Origin of the sequence: Rhizobium aethiopicum, assembly GCF_014197535.1 — a bacterium.
In the GTDB taxonomy this organism is placed as follows: Bacteria; Pseudomonadota; Alphaproteobacteria; order Rhizobiales; family Rhizobiaceae; genus Rhizobium; species Rhizobium aethiopicum_A.
In genome coordinates, this window is sequence record NZ_JACIFV010000039.1 from 19,836 (window position 1) to 36,115 (window position 16,280).

The 16,280-nt window shown below is 62.5% G+C and carries 14 protein-coding genes; 6 read left to right on the forward strand and 8 right to left on the reverse strand.

Annotated features, from left to right (window positions below; genetic code table 11):
• Nucleotides 1–174 precede the first annotated feature (174 nt).
• Nucleotides 175–807 (forward strand): hypothetical protein, encoded by a 633-nt coding sequence (locus GGD53_RS29470; protein WP_184460236.1) that lies wholly within the window; start codon nt 175–177, stop codon nt 805–807.
• Nucleotides 808–1,656: 849 nt separating this feature from the next.
• Nucleotides 1,657–2,259, forward strand: a complete 603-nt coding sequence (locus tag GGD53_RS29475) for a hypothetical protein (RefSeq protein ID WP_184460238.1) — start codon at nt 1,657–1,659, stop codon at nt 2,257–2,259.
• 375 nt (nt 2,260–2,634) lie between these two features.
• On the opposite strand, the gene GGD53_RS29480 is transcribed toward GGD53_RS29475, so the two are convergent.
• The 5 genes from GGD53_RS29480 to GGD53_RS29500 form a co-directional block, all read right to left on the reverse strand.
• Nucleotides 2,635–4,767, reverse strand: coding sequence for a beta-galactosidase (locus GGD53_RS29480; RefSeq protein WP_184460239.1), 2,133 nt, complete (start codon nt 4,765–4,767; stop codon nt 2,635–2,637).
• A 17-nt stretch (nt 4,768–4,784) separates the two neighbouring features.
• On the reverse strand, nt 4,785–5,930 hold the full coding sequence (locus GGD53_RS29485; RefSeq protein ID WP_184460241.1) for an ABC transporter ATP-binding protein: 1,146 nt from the start codon (nt 5,928–5,930) through the stop codon (nt 4,785–4,787).
• 37 nt (nt 5,931–5,967) lie between these two features.
• Nucleotides 5,968–6,819, reverse strand: coding sequence for a carbohydrate ABC transporter permease (locus tag GGD53_RS29490; RefSeq protein ID WP_184460243.1), 852 nt, complete (start codon nt 6,817–6,819; stop codon nt 5,968–5,970).
• The gene (locus GGD53_RS29495; protein ID WP_184460245.1) at nt 6,819–7,703 is read right to left on the reverse strand and encodes a carbohydrate ABC transporter permease; all 885 of its coding nucleotides are present in this window, start codon (nt 7,701–7,703) and stop codon (nt 6,819–6,821) included. Before GGD53_RS29495 ends, GGD53_RS29490 begins: the two co-directional genes overlap by 1 nt.
• A gap of 207 nt (nt 7,704–7,910) precedes the next feature.
• Nucleotides 7,911–9,185, reverse strand: coding sequence for an ABC transporter substrate-binding protein (locus tag GGD53_RS29500; RefSeq protein ID WP_184460248.1), 1,275 nt, complete (start codon nt 9,183–9,185; stop codon nt 7,911–7,913).
• Between the two features lie 197 nt (nt 9,186–9,382).
• Between GGD53_RS29500 and GGD53_RS29505 the strand changes: the two genes are divergently transcribed.
• The 3 genes from GGD53_RS29505 (at nt 9,383) to GGD53_RS29515 (ending at nt 11,771) form a co-directional block, all read left to right on the forward strand.
• Complete coding sequence (locus GGD53_RS29505) at nt 9,383–10,594, forward strand: ROK family protein (RefSeq protein WP_184460250.1); 1,212 nt, start codon at nt 9,383–9,385, stop codon at nt 10,592–10,594.
• A 368-nt stretch (nt 10,595–10,962) separates the two neighbouring features.
• Entirely contained in the window at nt 10,963–11,229 is a 267-nt protein-coding gene (locus tag GGD53_RS29510) for a DUF2277 domain-containing protein (protein ID WP_064803514.1), read from the forward strand.
• A 155-nt stretch (nt 11,230–11,384) separates the two neighbouring features.
• Complete coding sequence (locus GGD53_RS29515) at nt 11,385–11,771, forward strand: cupin domain-containing protein (RefSeq protein WP_184460251.1); 387 nt, start codon at nt 11,385–11,387, stop codon at nt 11,769–11,771.
• A 201-nt stretch (nt 11,772–11,972) separates the two neighbouring features.
• On the opposite strand, the gene GGD53_RS29520 is transcribed toward GGD53_RS29515, so the two are convergent.
• Together GGD53_RS29520 and GGD53_RS29525 are read right to left on the reverse strand one after the other, a co-directional pair.
• The gene (locus tag GGD53_RS29520) at nt 11,973–12,419 is read right to left on the reverse strand and encodes a DUF4168 domain-containing protein (RefSeq protein ID WP_184460258.1); all 447 of its coding nucleotides are present in this window, start codon (nt 12,417–12,419) and stop codon (nt 11,973–11,975) included.
• Between the two features lie 173 nt (nt 12,420–12,592).
• The gene (locus GGD53_RS29525; protein WP_184460259.1) at nt 12,593–13,456 is read right to left on the reverse strand and encodes a DMT family transporter; all 864 of its coding nucleotides are present in this window, start codon (nt 13,454–13,456) and stop codon (nt 12,593–12,595) included.
• Nucleotides 13,457–13,633: 177 nt separating this feature from the next.
• Here GGD53_RS29525 and GGD53_RS29530 point away from each other — a divergent pair, with 177 nt between their 5' ends.
• Nucleotides 13,634–15,046 carry a PLP-dependent aminotransferase family protein gene (locus GGD53_RS29530; RefSeq protein WP_184460253.1) on the forward strand — a complete coding sequence of 471 codons (1,413 nt, stop codon included), beginning with the start codon at nt 13,634–13,636 and terminating at the stop codon, nt 15,044–15,046.
• Nucleotides 15,047–15,260: 214 nt separating this feature from the next.
• Here GGD53_RS29530 and GGD53_RS29535 read toward each other — a convergent pair whose 3' ends face one another.
• Nucleotides 15,261–15,662: a response regulator gene (locus GGD53_RS29535; protein WP_184460255.1), complete on the reverse strand. Its 402-nt coding sequence runs from the start codon at nt 15,660–15,662 to the stop codon at nt 15,261–15,263.
• Nucleotides 15,663–16,280: the final 618 nt, after the last annotated feature.

Consider the following 16,280-nt stretch of genomic DNA (forward strand, 5'->3'; position numbering starts at 1 on the left):
CGCGAGCGACCACCATGGCCGCCCGCACGCCGAGTCTCGGATGCTTCTTCTGGGACCATAGCCGGGGCCCTTCGCCAGACCTCCGTCCGATGTGCAGAGCGCGATAGCAATCTATTCTCCAAGTCAGATCTCGTCGTGCAGTTGCACGGCATCTGGTCTCATTCGGAGGAAACGATGCGGATAACAACCTTAGCGTCCCTGGCCGTGCTTTCGCTGACGCTTGCAGCAAGCCCGGCAACGATTGCGGGGCTCGACATGAGCGCACTGGCAAAGGACGGTGGAAACGGCGGCGGCAATGGTGGTGGCAACGGCGGCGGTAACGGCGGTGGCCACGGAAACGGTGGCGGCCACAACAGCGGTTCAAACCACGGCAATTCCAACTCGTCAGCCGTGAGAGGCAAATCGTCCGAGGCACCGGGCAAGTCCAAGTCGGGCAAGTCAGACACCTCAGCCACTAGCACCAAGGAGAAGAACCTGTCGGCGCAGCTTGCGGGCCTGAATTCCTTGAAACGAAATTACAGGGCGTTGATGCACACATCGGACCCGCGCATGACTGCCATCTCGGCTTACGCCGTGGCTTATGCCCAGTATGAGATCGACAACGGTATCGAGCCTGCGGCCGACGATCCCCTGCTGGGGGATCAGGCGCTGGAGGACGCATTGGCTTCCGCAACGAAAACCGGTCAGGTCAGCCCGGCGGTCCTGGATGAAGCCAAGACCATTCTCGGGGTTGGCGATGCCGACGGCAAGATTGATCAGATCCGCACCTCGCTGGAAAACGCCGCGTCGGCGGCGCCAGACGAATAGCCACCTGGCGAGATGTGAGAGGTGCGAAGCCGACACTGGTATTAGTTCGCACCGAACTAGGAGAGCATTTCCGTTTCTGTTTGCGTCCGGAAATGCTCTATTTTTTTGTCAATTTTCCAGCGTTCCAATCTTTTCTTACCGGCAGTGGCACGCTGGGCCGGCAATCGGCCTGCAAGCGCCCCTTCGCCTGGTCGGTCATCGCCGATACGGAAACTGGCCGGCACAGCTCCGGCAAGACCGTGCTCGCGTTCTGAAAGCGCGGCTGGTGGATGCAAGGAGCAGCGTTCGGCGCGTGCTTCGAGGCTCCGCCCTTTTCGGGCTGCGCACCTCAGCATGAGGAGGTTGGAGGATGCCGCTTCGGGGGGACGGTGCCCCAAACGCCTCTCATCCCTATCCTCGGGCTTGACCCAGGGATGTCACAGGGATCCAGCGCGCCCAAGTCCTTGGGCGCAGGAGACTCATCTCCGCCCCAGTTTTAGTCAATCACGGCGCAGACGCGCCGTGGCTGGATTCCTGTGACGAGCACAGGAATGAGGGAGGAGAAGTAGCGCCCCGTAGGAGTTTCGAAGCGCGAAGCGAGTTCTTGCACGCTAAATTAATTCGCTTGCTGCAACACCAACTTCAGCCGCACACTTCTCTCCTGTGCGAACATGAACGCAACGTCTCAACGCAACCTCATATACTCTTGATGCATTAGCATTTGGCCTCTGGCATTCAGATGCACAAATCCCTGCTCGGTTACCGAAGCAAGCTTCAAGTCAAGGCTATGGGCCAGCCCGGGCCGACGACTTTCTTCTCCCCAATTTCACCCAAGCACCGTGGTAGCGGACTTGGATGAGGGAATCTGGGATGTCGATCTTGCTAAGAAGTTTGTCGCTACTGGTTGGAATAACATTGGCGGTACCAGCCTTTGGCGATTGCTTAACCGCCAAAGAAATCGAACAGGGCGTGCTGCTGACCAGAGAAGCGCCTTTCTATTCCGTATTCTACAAGCCGAACGGCCCGGGTCTCACCGAACAACGGCTGATGGAGCGCGACGGCTCACTGCAGCCGGTGTCGGCTGTATATTTGCACCCCTTGCTCGTCGAAAAGAGAGTAAGTGCCAGCGGGACGCATGAACTGAAATACGCGAATGCGATTGCATTGGACGATCTACCACAGAAGAAGAACTGGCAATCCGGCACCACGCTTTTCATCAATGGCAAAAAATCCGTTTCGGGCACGACTTTTATCAGGTTCGACGGCTTGGGAGAGGAAACTATTGGATCTTGCTCCTACAAAGTTTGGGCCATCAACAGCCGTCTGAAACTGACGGAATTGCCTCCGATTATTTTCGAACAATACTATTCCCCCGAGCTACATCTCGTTCTTCGTTCGGTGAGGCTGAGCACCACCAACCAGCCATTGAGCGAGGTTCGATTTGATCGGTTCCAAATTGGCTGGGGCAACTAGTCTAGCGCAGCTCTTCGCTTCGGGCGACAACGATCATCGGCCAAGTCAGCAACGCGCTCATCATACAACAATACTTATGTGTGTTTAGGATATTGTTCGGCGAATGCAAGAAGCAATGTTGCGGCGTGCTTCGAGGCTCAGCCCTGCGGGCTGCGCACCTCAGCATGAGGAGCGTCGGAGGGCGCCGCGCTTGTAATCGTGGGTGCAGGAGGATGGCGCGCCCTTCGAGAGAGCCTCATCCTGAGGTGCCCCGTAGGGGCCTCGAAGGACGAGGCGGGCGTGCCGACATCCGGCGCGGCAAAGCCATTGTACGACATCCGCGCGCTCGACGAAAACGCGTGGCACCACTTCGTCATCACCCTTCACTGAGTCCCCTCACCCCTCCAACTCCACAATCGCACACCCATACCCCTGAAGCTCCAGCCTCCCCTCCACCATCTTCTCCCCATCCAGCAGATCCCGCCCGGCCGGCACCCCGCCAACCGTCACCGCCTGATCCATATAATTCTGCACGAACAGCAGCCGCCGCTCCTCGTTCATCCGCATCGTCACCTCCACGCCCTCGGGCAGCCCGCCCACCAGCGGCTCGATGCCCGCCGGCGCAAACAGGCGCTCAGTCAGCGCTTCCGTCAGCTCCGGCGTCAGATACGTCCCGAGATAGACCACCTGCCCCTTGCCGACCTTGCGGGAGGTCGCCATCGGCTGGCCTTCGGCGTAGCGGTTGGACCAGACGGCGATAACCTCGACATCGGGGTCGATGGTGAGGTTTTCGTAGAAGTGGCCGGCGGCCATTTCGCGGTTGCCGATCTTGAAGCGGCGGACGCGACGGTGGCTTTCGGCCGGTTTGTTCGGCGGGATGACGAGGCCGCCGGAGCGCTCCATCACGTCGAAGAGGCCGTTGGCGCCGGGGGCGGCGAGGCGGCCGAAATCTTCGACGCGGACACCCGTCAGTTTGGAAAGTGCGGTGCCCGGCGCGGTTTCGCGGATGACGTGGTTGTCTTGCGTGCGGGTGCCGGTGCGCGCGCCGATGATGACGGTTCCGCCGGATGCGGCGAAAGCTTCGAGCCTCGCCGTCCATTCGTCCTTCCACATCACCCAATGGGGGACATAGAAGAGCTTCAGCCTGGAAAGATCGTCCTCCGGATGGATGAAGCCGCAGGCGATGCCGCGGTCGTAGCAGTGCTGATGCAACAGGATCGCGTCGTCCTGCGGGCTCGGTAGGCCGATCGGATAGGTCTTGTGGGCCTCCTGATTGTCGAAATCGGAGCCGGCGATGCCGACATCCATGCGGACATAAGTGCCGAGGATCTTCGGCTCCAGCGCCGTCATCTCGGTGGCGAAGCGCCTGGCCTCCTCATAGCGGTGGCGGCCGATATCGTCATGGTCGATGATGCCCATCCAATAGATCTCGGCGCCGAAATGGGCCGGCCGCCAGCGGAAGAACATCAGGCCGTCGGCGCCGTGCGCGACCGAGGAGAGCGCCATGCGGCGCAGCTCGCCCGGCTCCGGCGTCAGCGTGCAGAAACCCGGCTGGCTGCCGAAGCCCGATTGCTGCTCGGGCACGATGTAATTGCCGGAGAAACCGCGGCAGATATCGAGGTGCAGCGCCTGCACCTTGGCGTGGTTGCCGAGCCGCATGAACTCGTCATAGAGCATCGGATAGATGTCGTAGCCGACGAAATCGAGATCCTTGCTGAACTGGCCGCGGAAATCGATATCCCGGAGGCCGCCGAGATTGTGGAAGACGAACCAGGAGGATTTGACGGCGCGCAGAATCTCGACCTGATCGTGCTGGAAGCGCGCCGTCGAGAAGGCCAGGAAGCGGTGGTAATCCTGCAGATGGCCGGGGCTCGGGAAGGTCGGGCCGAATTCGATCGGCAGCACCACCTGATCGAAGCTGTCATAGGCCGTCGCCCAGAAATCGCCGCCCCAGGCGGCGTTGAGCTTTGATATCTCGCGGTATTTATCGGCGAGGAAGGCCTGGAACTCGGTGAGCGTCGCCTTGGAAAAGCTCTCCGGCATGCTGGTGTTCAGCTCATTGTCGGTCTGCCAGCCGACGACGAAGGGGTTGTCGCGGTAGTGCTCGGCCATCGCCTTGGTGATGCGCTTGCTGTGCTCGCGAAAGACCGGGCTTGCCGTGTCGCAATGCTGGCGCGAGCCGTGGCTCATCGGCCGGCCCTTGCCATCGACCCTTAGAATTTCAGGGTGTTCAGCCGTCAGCCAGCGCGGCGGCGTCGCCGTCGGCGTGCACATGATCGTATCGATGCCGTGGCGCCCGAGAATTGCTATGGCGCGGTCGAAGAGATCGAAATCATAGGTGCCGAGCTTCGGCTCCAGAATGTGCCAGGCGAATTCGGCCATGCGCACCACGTTGAAGCCGGCCTTGGCCATGCGCTCGGCATCGCGCTCCCAATAGCTTTCGTCGACATGTTCGGGATAATGCGGCACACCGACGAGGAAGCGGTCGGTCTTGACGGTGTTCCATGCGGAGAGGGTCTTGTCGGACACGGGCGTTTCTTTCCTGATTACTTGTCGAGAATGGTCTTGCGGGCGCTGATCGTGCGGCCGCCATCGGGGGAGAAGAGATAGAGCTCGTTCGCATCGAGCTTCAGCGCCACCTTCTGCCCGGCGGCAAAGGGCGCGACATAGGAGAGCTGCGCGGTGATGTTGCCGGTGCCGCTTTCCGAGGCGATGGTGCGGAGATTGCCGGCATCGACATAGAGAATGGTCTCGCGGCCGAGATGCTCGACGAGGCGGACTTCGCCATGCACGGCCCCGCCCTCGCTGCCCTCGGCCACCACCGAGATCGCCTCCGGCCGCACGCCGAGCGTCAGCGCCGCGCCTTTCGCAAGCGCCGTCGGCTGGGCAAGCTCCACGGTCAGCGGCGCAAGGCCGGCGGCGGAAACGGTGACGCTGCGGCCGGACACGGCGTCGAGGGTGACGCCGAGGAAGTTCATGCGCGGCGCGCCGAGGAAGCCGGCGACGAAGAGATTGTCTGGGTTGCGGTAAAGCTCCAGCGGCGAGCCGACCTGCTCGATGATCCCCTTGTTCAACACGACGATGCGGCTTGCCATGGTCATCGCCTCCACCTGGTCGTGGGTGACATAGACCATGGTGGCGCCGAGCTCGGCATGCAGGCTGCTGAGCTCCACCCGCATCTGGGTTCTGAGCGCCGCATCGAGGTTCGACAGCGGCTCGTCGAACAGGAAAACCTCGGGCGAGCGGGTGATCGCCCGGCCGATCGCCACGCGCTGCCGCTGGCCGCCGGAAAGCTGCTTCGGCCGCTTGTCCAGCTGGTCGTCGATGCGCAGGATCTTGGCGGCACGGGCGACCGCCGCATCGATCTCGGCCTTCGGGCGCTTGGCCATGCGCAGGCCGAAGCCCATATTCTCCGCCACCGTCATGTGGGGATAGAGCGCATAGGACTGGAAGACCATGGCGATGCCGCGATCGCCCGGCTCCTGCCGGCTGACATCACGGCCGTTGATGAGGATCTTGCCCGAGGAGATCGCCTCCAGGCCGGCGATGCTCTTCAACAGCGTAGACTTGCCGCAGCCGGACGGACCGACCATGACGATGAACTCGCCCTGCGCCACGGAAAGATCGATGCCCCGCAGCGCATGATAAGCGCCGTAATTCTTGTTGATCGCACGAAGTTCGAGACTGGTCATATCCTGGCCCTCTCTTGTTGAAACGGAAGACGCCGGCTCATCCCTTCACCGCGCCCATGGTGAGGCCGGCAATGAAATGGCGCTGCATCACGAAGAACATCGCGACGGGCGGCACGGCGACGACGACCGTGCCTGCCGAAACGAGGTTCCAGGCCGAGACCCATTCGCCGCGCAGATTGGCAAGGCCGGCCGTAACCGGCTTGACGCTGTCGCTGACCGTCAGCACCACGGCCCAGAAATAATCGTTCCAGACGAAGGTGAAGATCAGGATGGCGAGCGCGGCCAGTGCCGGCCGCACCAGCGGGATCACCACATGGATGAGCGTCTGGAAGGGCGAGGCCCCTTCGGCGCGCGCCGCCTGGAACAGCTCGTCGGGAAGGGCCGCGATGAAATTGCGCATGAAGAGCGTGGCGAACCCCGTCTGGAAGGCGACGTGGAAGATGATCAGCGCCACCGTCGTATCGATCAGGTCGAGCCGCACCATCAGGTCGCGCACCGGGATCATCATGATCTGGTGCGGCAGGAAATTGCCGCCGACGAAGAGCGCGAAGATCAGCATGTTGCCGCGAAAGCGGTAGCGCGACAGCACGAAGCCCGCGAGCGTAGACATGACGAGTACGCCGATGACCGAGGGAATGGTGATGATCAGGCTGTTGAGGAAATAGCGCGCCATCGGCGTGTCGGTGAAGACTGCCCGGTAATTGTCGATGACGCCGATCTCGGTCGGCCAGCCCCAGAGATTGCCGCCCATCACATCGGCCGTCGAGCGGAAGGAGGTCAGCACGATCGCAAAGAGCGGGCAGAGCCAGAGGATGAGCACGATGACGACGGCAGACACATAGAGGCGGCGCTGCCAGATCGCGGTTTCGGGTATCGGACGAGGATACATCAGCCTCCCCTCTCTTCGCTGCGGATGATGTGGGTGAGATACCAGGCGATGAAGACGGCCATGATCACGAAGAGCACCGAGGCGATCGCCGCGCCGTAGCCGAAGCGATAGGAGAAGATCGACTGCTCGTACATCTGGTAGGCGAGCACCGAGGACGATCCGAACGGCCCGCCTGCGGTCATGACGGAGATCATGTCGAAGGAGCGCAGCGCGCCGACGACGGTGACGGCTATCGCAATGAAGGTGACCTGGGTCAGCTGCGGCAGCACGATGTGGCGCAGCATGTTCCAGCCCCGGGCGCCATCGACGCGGCCGGCGCCGATCAGCTCTTCGCTCAAATTGTTGAGGCCGGCGAGATAGAGCACCATGCAGAAGGTGATCTGCGGCCAGAGTGCCGCGATGACGATCGCGAAGGTGACGAAATGCTCGTCGGAAAGCACCGCCGGCGCCACCGCCCCAAAGGCCCGGAAAATCAGTGCCAGCAGCCCGAACTCCGGCGTGTAGACCCAGGTGAACACGACGCCGACCGTGACGGAGGCGAGCACCAGCGGAATGAAGAACAGCGACTTCAGGAAGCGCATGCCCGCGATTTTCTGGTTGACCAGGAGCGCGATGGCGAGCCCGATCGGCGGTGCTGCCATGAACATGACCAGCCAGATCAGATTGTTCTTCAGCGACACGTAGAATTGCGGATCGTTATAGAGCTCGACGTAATTGCCGAGCCCGATCCAGACCATCGGCCCGAAACCATCCCACTCGTGAAAGCTGATCCAGACGCTGCGCACCGCCGAGAGCAGGATGACGGTGAAGAACAGCACGATCGCCGGCGCGATGAGCAGAGTCGGAGTCAGCCACCACCGCTGGCGGCGCCATAATGTCTGCATGTCGAGAACCTCTTGTGTGACCAGGCTGCCGCTCGTGGGGTGCCCCTCATCCGGCTGCCGCCACCTTCTCCGCGCTCACGGAGCGAAGGGACCGAGCCGCGATCTCTCCGTCCCCTGCATACGTCTCGCAGGGCACGTCCCCTCTCCCCGTTTTTACGGGGAGAGGGTTAGGGTGAGGGGCAGCTTCCAGAATGTGCGCCCCCAAGCTCAGATCTTATAAATCCGCTTCCGCGTCCCCTCGAGCCGCGTAAGGATGGCCTTACGCCGGTCGGGCTTGGCCATGAACTCCTGGAAGCCCACGAGGCCGGCCTGGGCCATATCCGGATCGCTGTCGCGGTCGTAATATTGCGAGGTGCCCTGCACCGTCTTCATCGTCTCGACGGCGATATTGACGAGCGGGTCCTTACTCGGCGGCAGGTCGTTGCGCGGCGGCACGTTGCCGCCCGGCTCCAGATAGGTGGCCAGGTTTTCCGGACGATAGAAATAGGCGAGGAATTCTCGGGCGCCCTGCTTGTTCTTGGCCTTGGCGGGAATGTGGATCGAATTGACCGAGAATTCTTCGAAGTGGCCGACCTTGGCATCGAGCACCGGGAAGGTGGCGTAAGCGAGCTGCGGCAGGTCCGCTTCGGTGAAGGCCGAGCGCAGGAAGGCGCCGAGGTTCATCATGCCGGCCTTCTTCTGCGCCAGAAGTGCTGCGGCCTCCTGCCAGCCGAAGGAGGTGTGGTTCGGCGTGAAGAAGCCCTTTGATATCATCGCTTCCCACTGGTCGAAGACCGGCGTCAGCGCCGGATCGAGATAGCTCATCTCGCCGTTCATCAGCGCCATGTGCCTGTCGAGCCCGTTGATGCGCAGGTTCATCTGATCGAACCAGCCGGCCGCCGGCCACAATTCCTTGGTGCCGATCGCAACCGGGGTGATGCCTGCCGCCTTGCACTTTTCGCCATAGGCCAGGAACTCTTCCGCCGTCTTCGGCACCGTCAGCCCGTATTGATCGAACACGTCCTTGCGGTAGAACATGCCCCAGAGAGTGCCGCCGGTGGGCAGGCCGTATTGCTTGCCGTCTTCGGTGACGGCGCCGGCCGTCGCACCGAGCACGTCCTTGTATTTTTCCTTCTCGAAAAGGTCGGAAATATCATCGAACAACCCGCGCTTGACGAAGGCGCGCATGCGGTTGCCCGAGAACCAGAAGCAGATGTCGGGCGCGCCGGCGACGAGGTAGTTGCGGATCGCCGTCTTGTGGGCCTCGTGGTCCATATTGTTGACGACGACGTTGACGCCGGCTTCCTTGCCAAAGCCCGCCGCGATCGCCTTCAGCGCATCGAGTGCTGCGCCGTTATTCTCCGACGAGATGATGGTGACGTCCTGCGCCTGCGCGATCGCAGGCATCGGAAAGCTGCCCGTGACCGCCGCCGCCGAAACCGCGCCCGCCCCTTTCAGGAAGCTTCTGCGGGTGGTTGAGGGAAAATGCTTTAAGAATACCATTGAATTCCTCCCGGTTGATCGACCGCCTGGCCCGAGCCGCCTCCTCCTTGGAGCGTGCCCATGCAGGCATTCAACGCGCCGATCCCGCCTCCTGAACCCGACCGTACAATCCGGCTGCCTCAGTTGATCGGCGGCCGAACTTATGCATAGATTGTGCGAGCCCGCAATAATTAATTTACAAAATTAAGGAATGTATCGTGAAGCTGAAAGGCGACCAGACCACGGCGAGAGCCATGAACCGACGCCTCATCCTCAACCTTCTTCGCCGCGAAGGGCCGAGGAGCCGCGCCGATATCGCGACCGTGATCGGGCTCAGCCCCGCCGCGGTCACCTTCGTCGTCGCGGACCTGCTGGAAGAGGGCATCGTTACCGAGGGCAAGGCCGTGCCCGGTCCGGCCGGGCGCCGGCCGATCCCGGTCGAGATCAATTACGAGCATTCGCTCGCGCTCGGCTTCAAGCTAATGGTGGATTCGGTGGAATGCGTGGCGACCGATCTCGCCACCAATCCCGTCGCCGCCATGCGCGTAGGCCTTGACGGCCACGATCCGGATTATGTCGCCGATCTCGTGGCGGCCACAGTCCCGGAACTGGTGAAGCTCGCCGGCCGGCCGAAGGCCAAGCTCGCCGGCATCGGCATCTCCATGCCCGGCGTCATCAACCACGAACAGACCGCCTGCGTGCGCAGCCATCGCTTCCAATGGGACAATGTTCCGCTGGCCGCGCTGGTCGCAAGCCGCGTCCACGTGCCGGTCTGGCTGGAGGACGATACCAACGCCTATGCCATCGCCCAGCAGCTCTTCGGCCTCGGCCGCCAGCACCGCAACATGGCGGTGCTCGCCGTCGGCGTCGGCATCAGCTGCGCCCTCGTCATCGACGGCAAGCTCTATCGCGGCGCCAATGGCGCGGCCGGCAAATTCGGCCACACGCTGTTCGAAGAGAATGGCCGCCTCTGCGAATGCGGCAAGCGCGGCTGCCTGATGGCCTATCACTCCGAACTCTCGATGCTGCGCCGCTGGCGCGAAGCGACCGGCCGCGGCGACGAGCTCGGCCTGCCCGAACTCCGCGAAGCGCTTTCATCGGGCGACGCGACCGCCCTCACCCTCGTCGCCGAATCCGGCCGCGGCATCGGCACCGCACTCGCCAACCTCGTCAACATCACCGACCCCGAAGTCATCGTCGCCGGCGGCGAAGCCGTCTCCCTCGGCGATCCCTTCCTCACGCCGCTGCGCGAAGCCCTCGCCGCCCGAACCTTCCGCACCGCCCCACCGCTGCTGCCCGACTGGGAAGACAACTCCTGGGCAAGAGGAGCTGCGGCGCTGGTGACCCAGAAGATCTTCGACTTCGAGTCATCGGGAGGGGTGACCGATATTGCGACACTCGGCGTGAGAGGTTCGACGTCGGCGGCTTGAGGGTGAGAGCGACGGGATCTCCCTTGCCGGGGAGCGGTGCGGCATACCCCCCTCTGCCCTGCCGGGCATCTCCCCCACAAGGGTGGAGATCGGCAAGAGGTTGGACCATCGTTCCCTCACCGCCGCAGCCCAGCAGCTATACGGTCTTTGCTTGGGGAAGCCATCGCGCCCAGCCGATCTCCCCACTTGTGGGGGAGATGCCCGGCAGGGCAGAGGGGGGTGCCACACGGCATGACGAAAAAGGCTAGCCCCCGTGACCGCCTCTCTCCCGGCCATCTCCCAGGCCTCGTTGCAATTCGCGCTCACGCGACTACCTTTCATGCGAGGCCACTTTCCCAGTGGCAAAGAGAACATCAGGCGAGCAAGCCATGTGCCGAAACATAAAACCTCTGTTCAACTTCGACCCGCCGGCGACGGACGAAGAGATCCATGATGCCGCGCTGCAGTTCGTGCGCAAGCTCAGCGGAACGACCAAGCCGTCGAAGCGCAATGAGGCCGCCTTCGAACGCGCGGTCAGTTCGATCGCAGCTTGCGCCCGTGAATTGCTCGATTCGTTGGAGACGTCTCAGCCGCCTCGCGATCGCGAGGAAGTAGCGGCGAAGGCGCGGGCGAGATCCGCGATGCGGTTCGCGTAAGCCAAGCCTCGTTCTGGCAGGGAATCTCAGCCGGACCTGCAGATACATTCGCTTACAAAAACACAGGTTTCCAGACACATCCCTGGTTCAATCATCGACTGAAATGGCGACGCGGCCAACGAGCCGGAAACGATCAATTCAGGAAGGATGACACGATGAAAATGATCCAGGCCATGGCGCTCGCCATTCTCCTCGGCGGCGCGGCGGCAGCGAATGCGGAACAGCCGCTGCAGCGCACCGACCTCCTCAGAAGCGATATCGACGTGCCCGGCCATGAGGCCGTTCAGGTGCGCGTCGATTTCGCGCCCGGCGTTCTTGCTCCGAACCACTCGCATCCCGGCGAAGAGATCGCCTTCGTCATCGAGGGAACACTGGAATATCAGCTCGAAGGCAGGGAGCCGGTGACCCTCAAGGCCGGCCAGTCGCTGTTCATTCCGTCCGGCGTGGTGCACTCGGCCAAGAATGTCGGCAGCGGCAAGGCTTCGGAACTGGCGACCTATATCGTGCATAAGGGCGAGGCGCTGGTCATGCCGGTCAAGTGAAGGTTGCATTGAGTTCGGCGTCGGGCGCACGCCCCATGCGTCGGACTCGTCTTGAAACTGATCAGGATAGTTGGAACCTGATCAGCTAGCGCGACACCTGCGCAAAAATGGATAGCAGCTCCCGCCGGCGGCAGGCGCTGCTTTTTGAAGCAGGTGATCTCAGAAATTAGCTGCGTGCACAGCTTATGTCCTCATGCGACCTTACTGCTGCGGCTGCGCCGGCGGCGGGGTACCGATCTTGTCCAGAACCTTCTTGGCGAGAGCCGGGTCGCTCTGCGCGGCCGTCAGGATCGACGAATATTCCTCGACCGAGATGTCGTGAGAGGCCTGGACGGTGTCGACCATCTGCTTCTTGGCTTCTTCCTGCAGCTTTTGCTTCGCAGCCTGGTCCTTCGTCGCGTCGATCTTGGCGGAATATTCCTGCCTGACCTTATCGACCTGCACATAGGCAACGGCAAAGGCCTCGAGTTTCTGATCACTGACAGGGGCAGCCGCACCGGTACCACCCTGTCCTTGCATCGGCGCCTGGCCCTGTGCCGGCGGCTGCTGTTGCGCCTGGGCAAGCTCGGTCGCGGATGCCGGGCTGAGAGCAAGCAGACTGAACACCGCGGCTGTCATCGTTGCGAGGGATGTGTAACGAGTGATCATTTTCATTCCTTTTCCGGTGATTTTGGACGGCAGCAAGACCGCCTCGGTCGATCGCTCAGCCGATCTAAAGGCTGGCGAGGTCGCAACGATGAAGGCTGAAAAGGGCTCAGTGCGGCGATAACAGGGCCATTTGCTGACGATTGAGCGGCAGCTTTGTGGCCCGACGCCAGCCGCTACTTCGCAAACTTCCGCGCACCCATCACGCAGAGAATAACCGCGACCGTTACGCCGAGCATGCCCCACGTCACCGGCTCGTGCAGCAGGGTGGCGGCGAGCGCCAGGCCGAAGAAGGGCTGGAGCAGCTGCAACTGGCCGACGGCGGCGATGCCGCCCAGCGAGAGGCCGCGATACCAGAAGATGAAACCAATGAGCATCGAGAACAGCGAGACATAGGCAAGGCCGATGAGCGCCGGCGTTTCGATGCCGGCGAAACTTTCCGGCCGGTAGGCGAACGCGACTGCAATCATGATCGGCAGCGACAGGACCAGCGCCCAGGAAATCACCTGCCAGCCGCCGAGCGTGCGCGACAGCCGGCCGCCCTCGGCATAACCGAGACCGCAGGCGAGAATGGCCGCCAGCATCAACAGGTCGCCGACCGGCGAGGCCGTCAGGCCTTGCGTCAGGGCAAAGCCCGCAACCAGCGTACTGCCGAGGATGGAGAAAAGCCAGAAGGCCGGCTTCGGCCGCTCACCGCCGCGGATGACGCCGAAGATGGCCGTTGCAAGCGGCAGCAGACCGACGAAGACGATCGAATGGGCTGACGTGACATGCTGCAGCGCCAGCGCCGTCAGCAGCGGAAAGCCGACCACGACGCCGAGCGCGACAACGGCCAGCGAGAGGATATCGCGCCCGGCCGGCCGCTTTTCACGAAAGACGATCAGCAGGCCGAGCGCCAGCAGCCCGGCGATCGCCGCGCGCGCAACGGTCAGGAAGACGGGATCGAACTGCGCCACCGCCACGCGCGTCGCCGGCAGCGAGCCGCTGAAGATCACCACACCGATCAAACCATTGACCCACCCTGCCGTCATTCGCTCCATCATGCATTCCTTCCGAGATGCATGTCGTCGAAACCCTGCGGCTGAGAGAACGGCATGCATAGATAATAACCTCAGGCGCGTTAGCTGAATCGAAGTCGCGAGAACGGGCCGTCACCCTTATCCGCCAATGCCGATAGCCACGACAGTGACGGTCTGATACGGTTTCGCAAAACTGTCATGGTTCAAAAGGCAGTACGGATGAACGCAGAGATGGCGGGGCGCACCCGCGTCGAGATGGTGATGGCGACGATCCGGCAGCGCATCGCCGGGCGCAGCCTGACACCGGGGGCAAGGCTGCCCTCGGTGCGCGGCCTCGCGGCCAGCATGAAGCTCTCAACCTCGACCGTCGTCGACGCCTATGAGCGCTTGGTCGCCGAGGGTGCGATCCTGTCACGGCCGGGTTCCGGCTTCTATGTCGCCAATCAGGCGGCCCCCTTCGCGCTGGCCGAGGCCGGGCCGAAGCTCGACCGCGCCGTCGATCCCCTCTGGATTTCGCGGCAATCGCTGGAGGCGGATGAAGCCGATCTGAAGCCCGGGTGCGGCTGGCTGCCGCCCTCCTGGCTGCCCGGCGAGGGCATGCGCCGGGCACTCCGAACGCTTGCCCGCGCCGAGGGGCCGGCCCTTGCCGATTACGGCTCGCCGCTCGGCCTGCCGCCGCTGCGCCAGCTGGTTTCGCGGCGCATGGGCGAGCGCGGCATCGAGGCCTCGCCGGATCAGATCCTGCTCGCCGAGTCCGGCACGCAGGCGATCGACCTGCTCTGCCGTTTCCTGCTCGAGCCCGGCGATACGGTCTTGGTCGATGACCCCTGCTACTTCAACTTTCACGCATTGCTGCGCGCCCACCGGGCGAAGATCGTCAGCGTGCCCTATACATCCTCCGGCCCCGATCTCGAACTCTTCGCGCAGACGCTCGCCGAATATCGGCCGCGGCTCTACATCACCAACTCCGCCATCCATAATCCGACGGGCGCCACGCTTTCTCCCGTCACGGCCCACCGAGTGCTGAAGCTCGCCGACCAGTTCGATCTCACCATCATCGAAGACGATATCTTTGCTGATTTCGAATATACGGCCGCACCCCGCCTTGCCGCTTTCGACGGGCTCGAGCGCGTCATCCACATCGGCAGCTTTTCGAAGACGCTTTCGGCCTCCGCCCGCTGCGGCTTCGTCGCCGCCAGGCCCGAATGGATCGAGGGCCTCACCGACCTCAAGATCGCCACCTCTTTCGGCGGCGGCCGGATGACGGCCGAGCTGGTGCTCAACGTCTTGAGCGACGGCGGCTATCGCAAACACATGGAAATACTCAGGCAGCGGCTGGCGCGCGCCATGACCGAGGTCTCGGCCCACCTGAAGGGCTTCGGGATAAAACCGTGGCTGGAGCCCCAGGCCGGCATGTTCCTCTGGTGCCGCCTGCCCGACGGCATCGACGCGGCTGATGTGGCGCGGGCGGCATTGGAGAAGCGGGTCGTGCTGGCGCCGGGCAATGCGTTCAGCCTGTCGCAATCGGCGACGAATTTCATGCGGTTCAATGTGTCGCAGACGCTGGATGAGAGAGTGTTTGCGGTGTTGGGGGACGTGTTGGGAAGGTAGGATCAAATCGAGGGCCTCATCGCACACCCAATCATGCCCTTTGCTTACGCTCCGAAGGAAGACCCCTCCCCAACCCCTCCCCACAAGGGGGAGGGACTAATCTGGGGCACGGCCTCGCTCCTTCCGAAGCCTCGAAGATTTGGAAAACCGGTGCGGCAAATTAAGCCCCTCCCCCCTGTGGGGAGGGGTTTGGGGCGGGGTCTTCTACCACCCATCAAAACGACCGATTGAGCGCCTTATCGTTCTCCAGCCGCGTCACGCAGCCCTCCAGCTTGGCGAGCAGCAGGTCGAAGTCGAGCGGCTTCGTCAGATAATCCGCAGCACCGGCCCGCAGGCCGGCGAGCGTGTTTTCCCGGTCTGTCAGCGCCGTCAGCATGATGAAGGGAATGTTGGAGAGTTCTGGGTGATTGATCTGGATTTCCGCCAGAAGCTGGTGCCCATCCATGACAGGCATGGAAATATCGCTGATGACGATATCAGGCCATTTCGATAGGATCATTTCCAGGCCCTCTGCGCCGTTCGAGGCCTCGAGCGTCCTGTAGCCGGCCTCGCTCAACTCTTCGACGAGGAGATTTCGGATATCGACTTCGTCTTCTACGCACAGGACTGTAACCATACGCTCTTTCCTTAAGCTGCGACTTGTTGATCCGACAATAGAAACTCTATTGGCAGAAAAATGGTGAATGTTGTGCCCTTGCCAAGCTCACTCGTCACCTCGACGGTGCCGCAAAGTCGGCATGGCGGCGCAAGTAGAGATCATCGACCTTCACGGCGGCAAGCCATGCAAATCCGCACCTCGAAATTGACACGCAAAAGTTGACGGACGGTGAATTGCTATCGGCAGGTATTTGCGTGGCCGGAGCCGCCGGCATCCAAGAGAGCCTCATCCTGAGGCGCCCCGCAGGGCCTCGAAGGACGAGGCGGGTGCGCGTGCGGTCGAGGGATGCAAGAAGCAGTGTGGCGGGGCGCGCTTCGACGCTCCGCCCTACGGGCTGCGCACCTCAGCATGAGGGAGCGTCGGAGTTGCCGCGCCACAACAGCGGGGCATCGGAGAATATCTCGCCGCACCGCCAAGGAGGGCCACGCCGGCTTCCAAGAGAGCCTCATCCTTGTACGTTGCCGTTGGTGTATAAACGGGCTGCGCGACGGGGATGCGTGTCATCCTTGGGTTTCGAACTCGTACCTCAGCGAGCATCTCCGTCGCCATGTCTTCGCTCGAACGGTTGATTGGGCT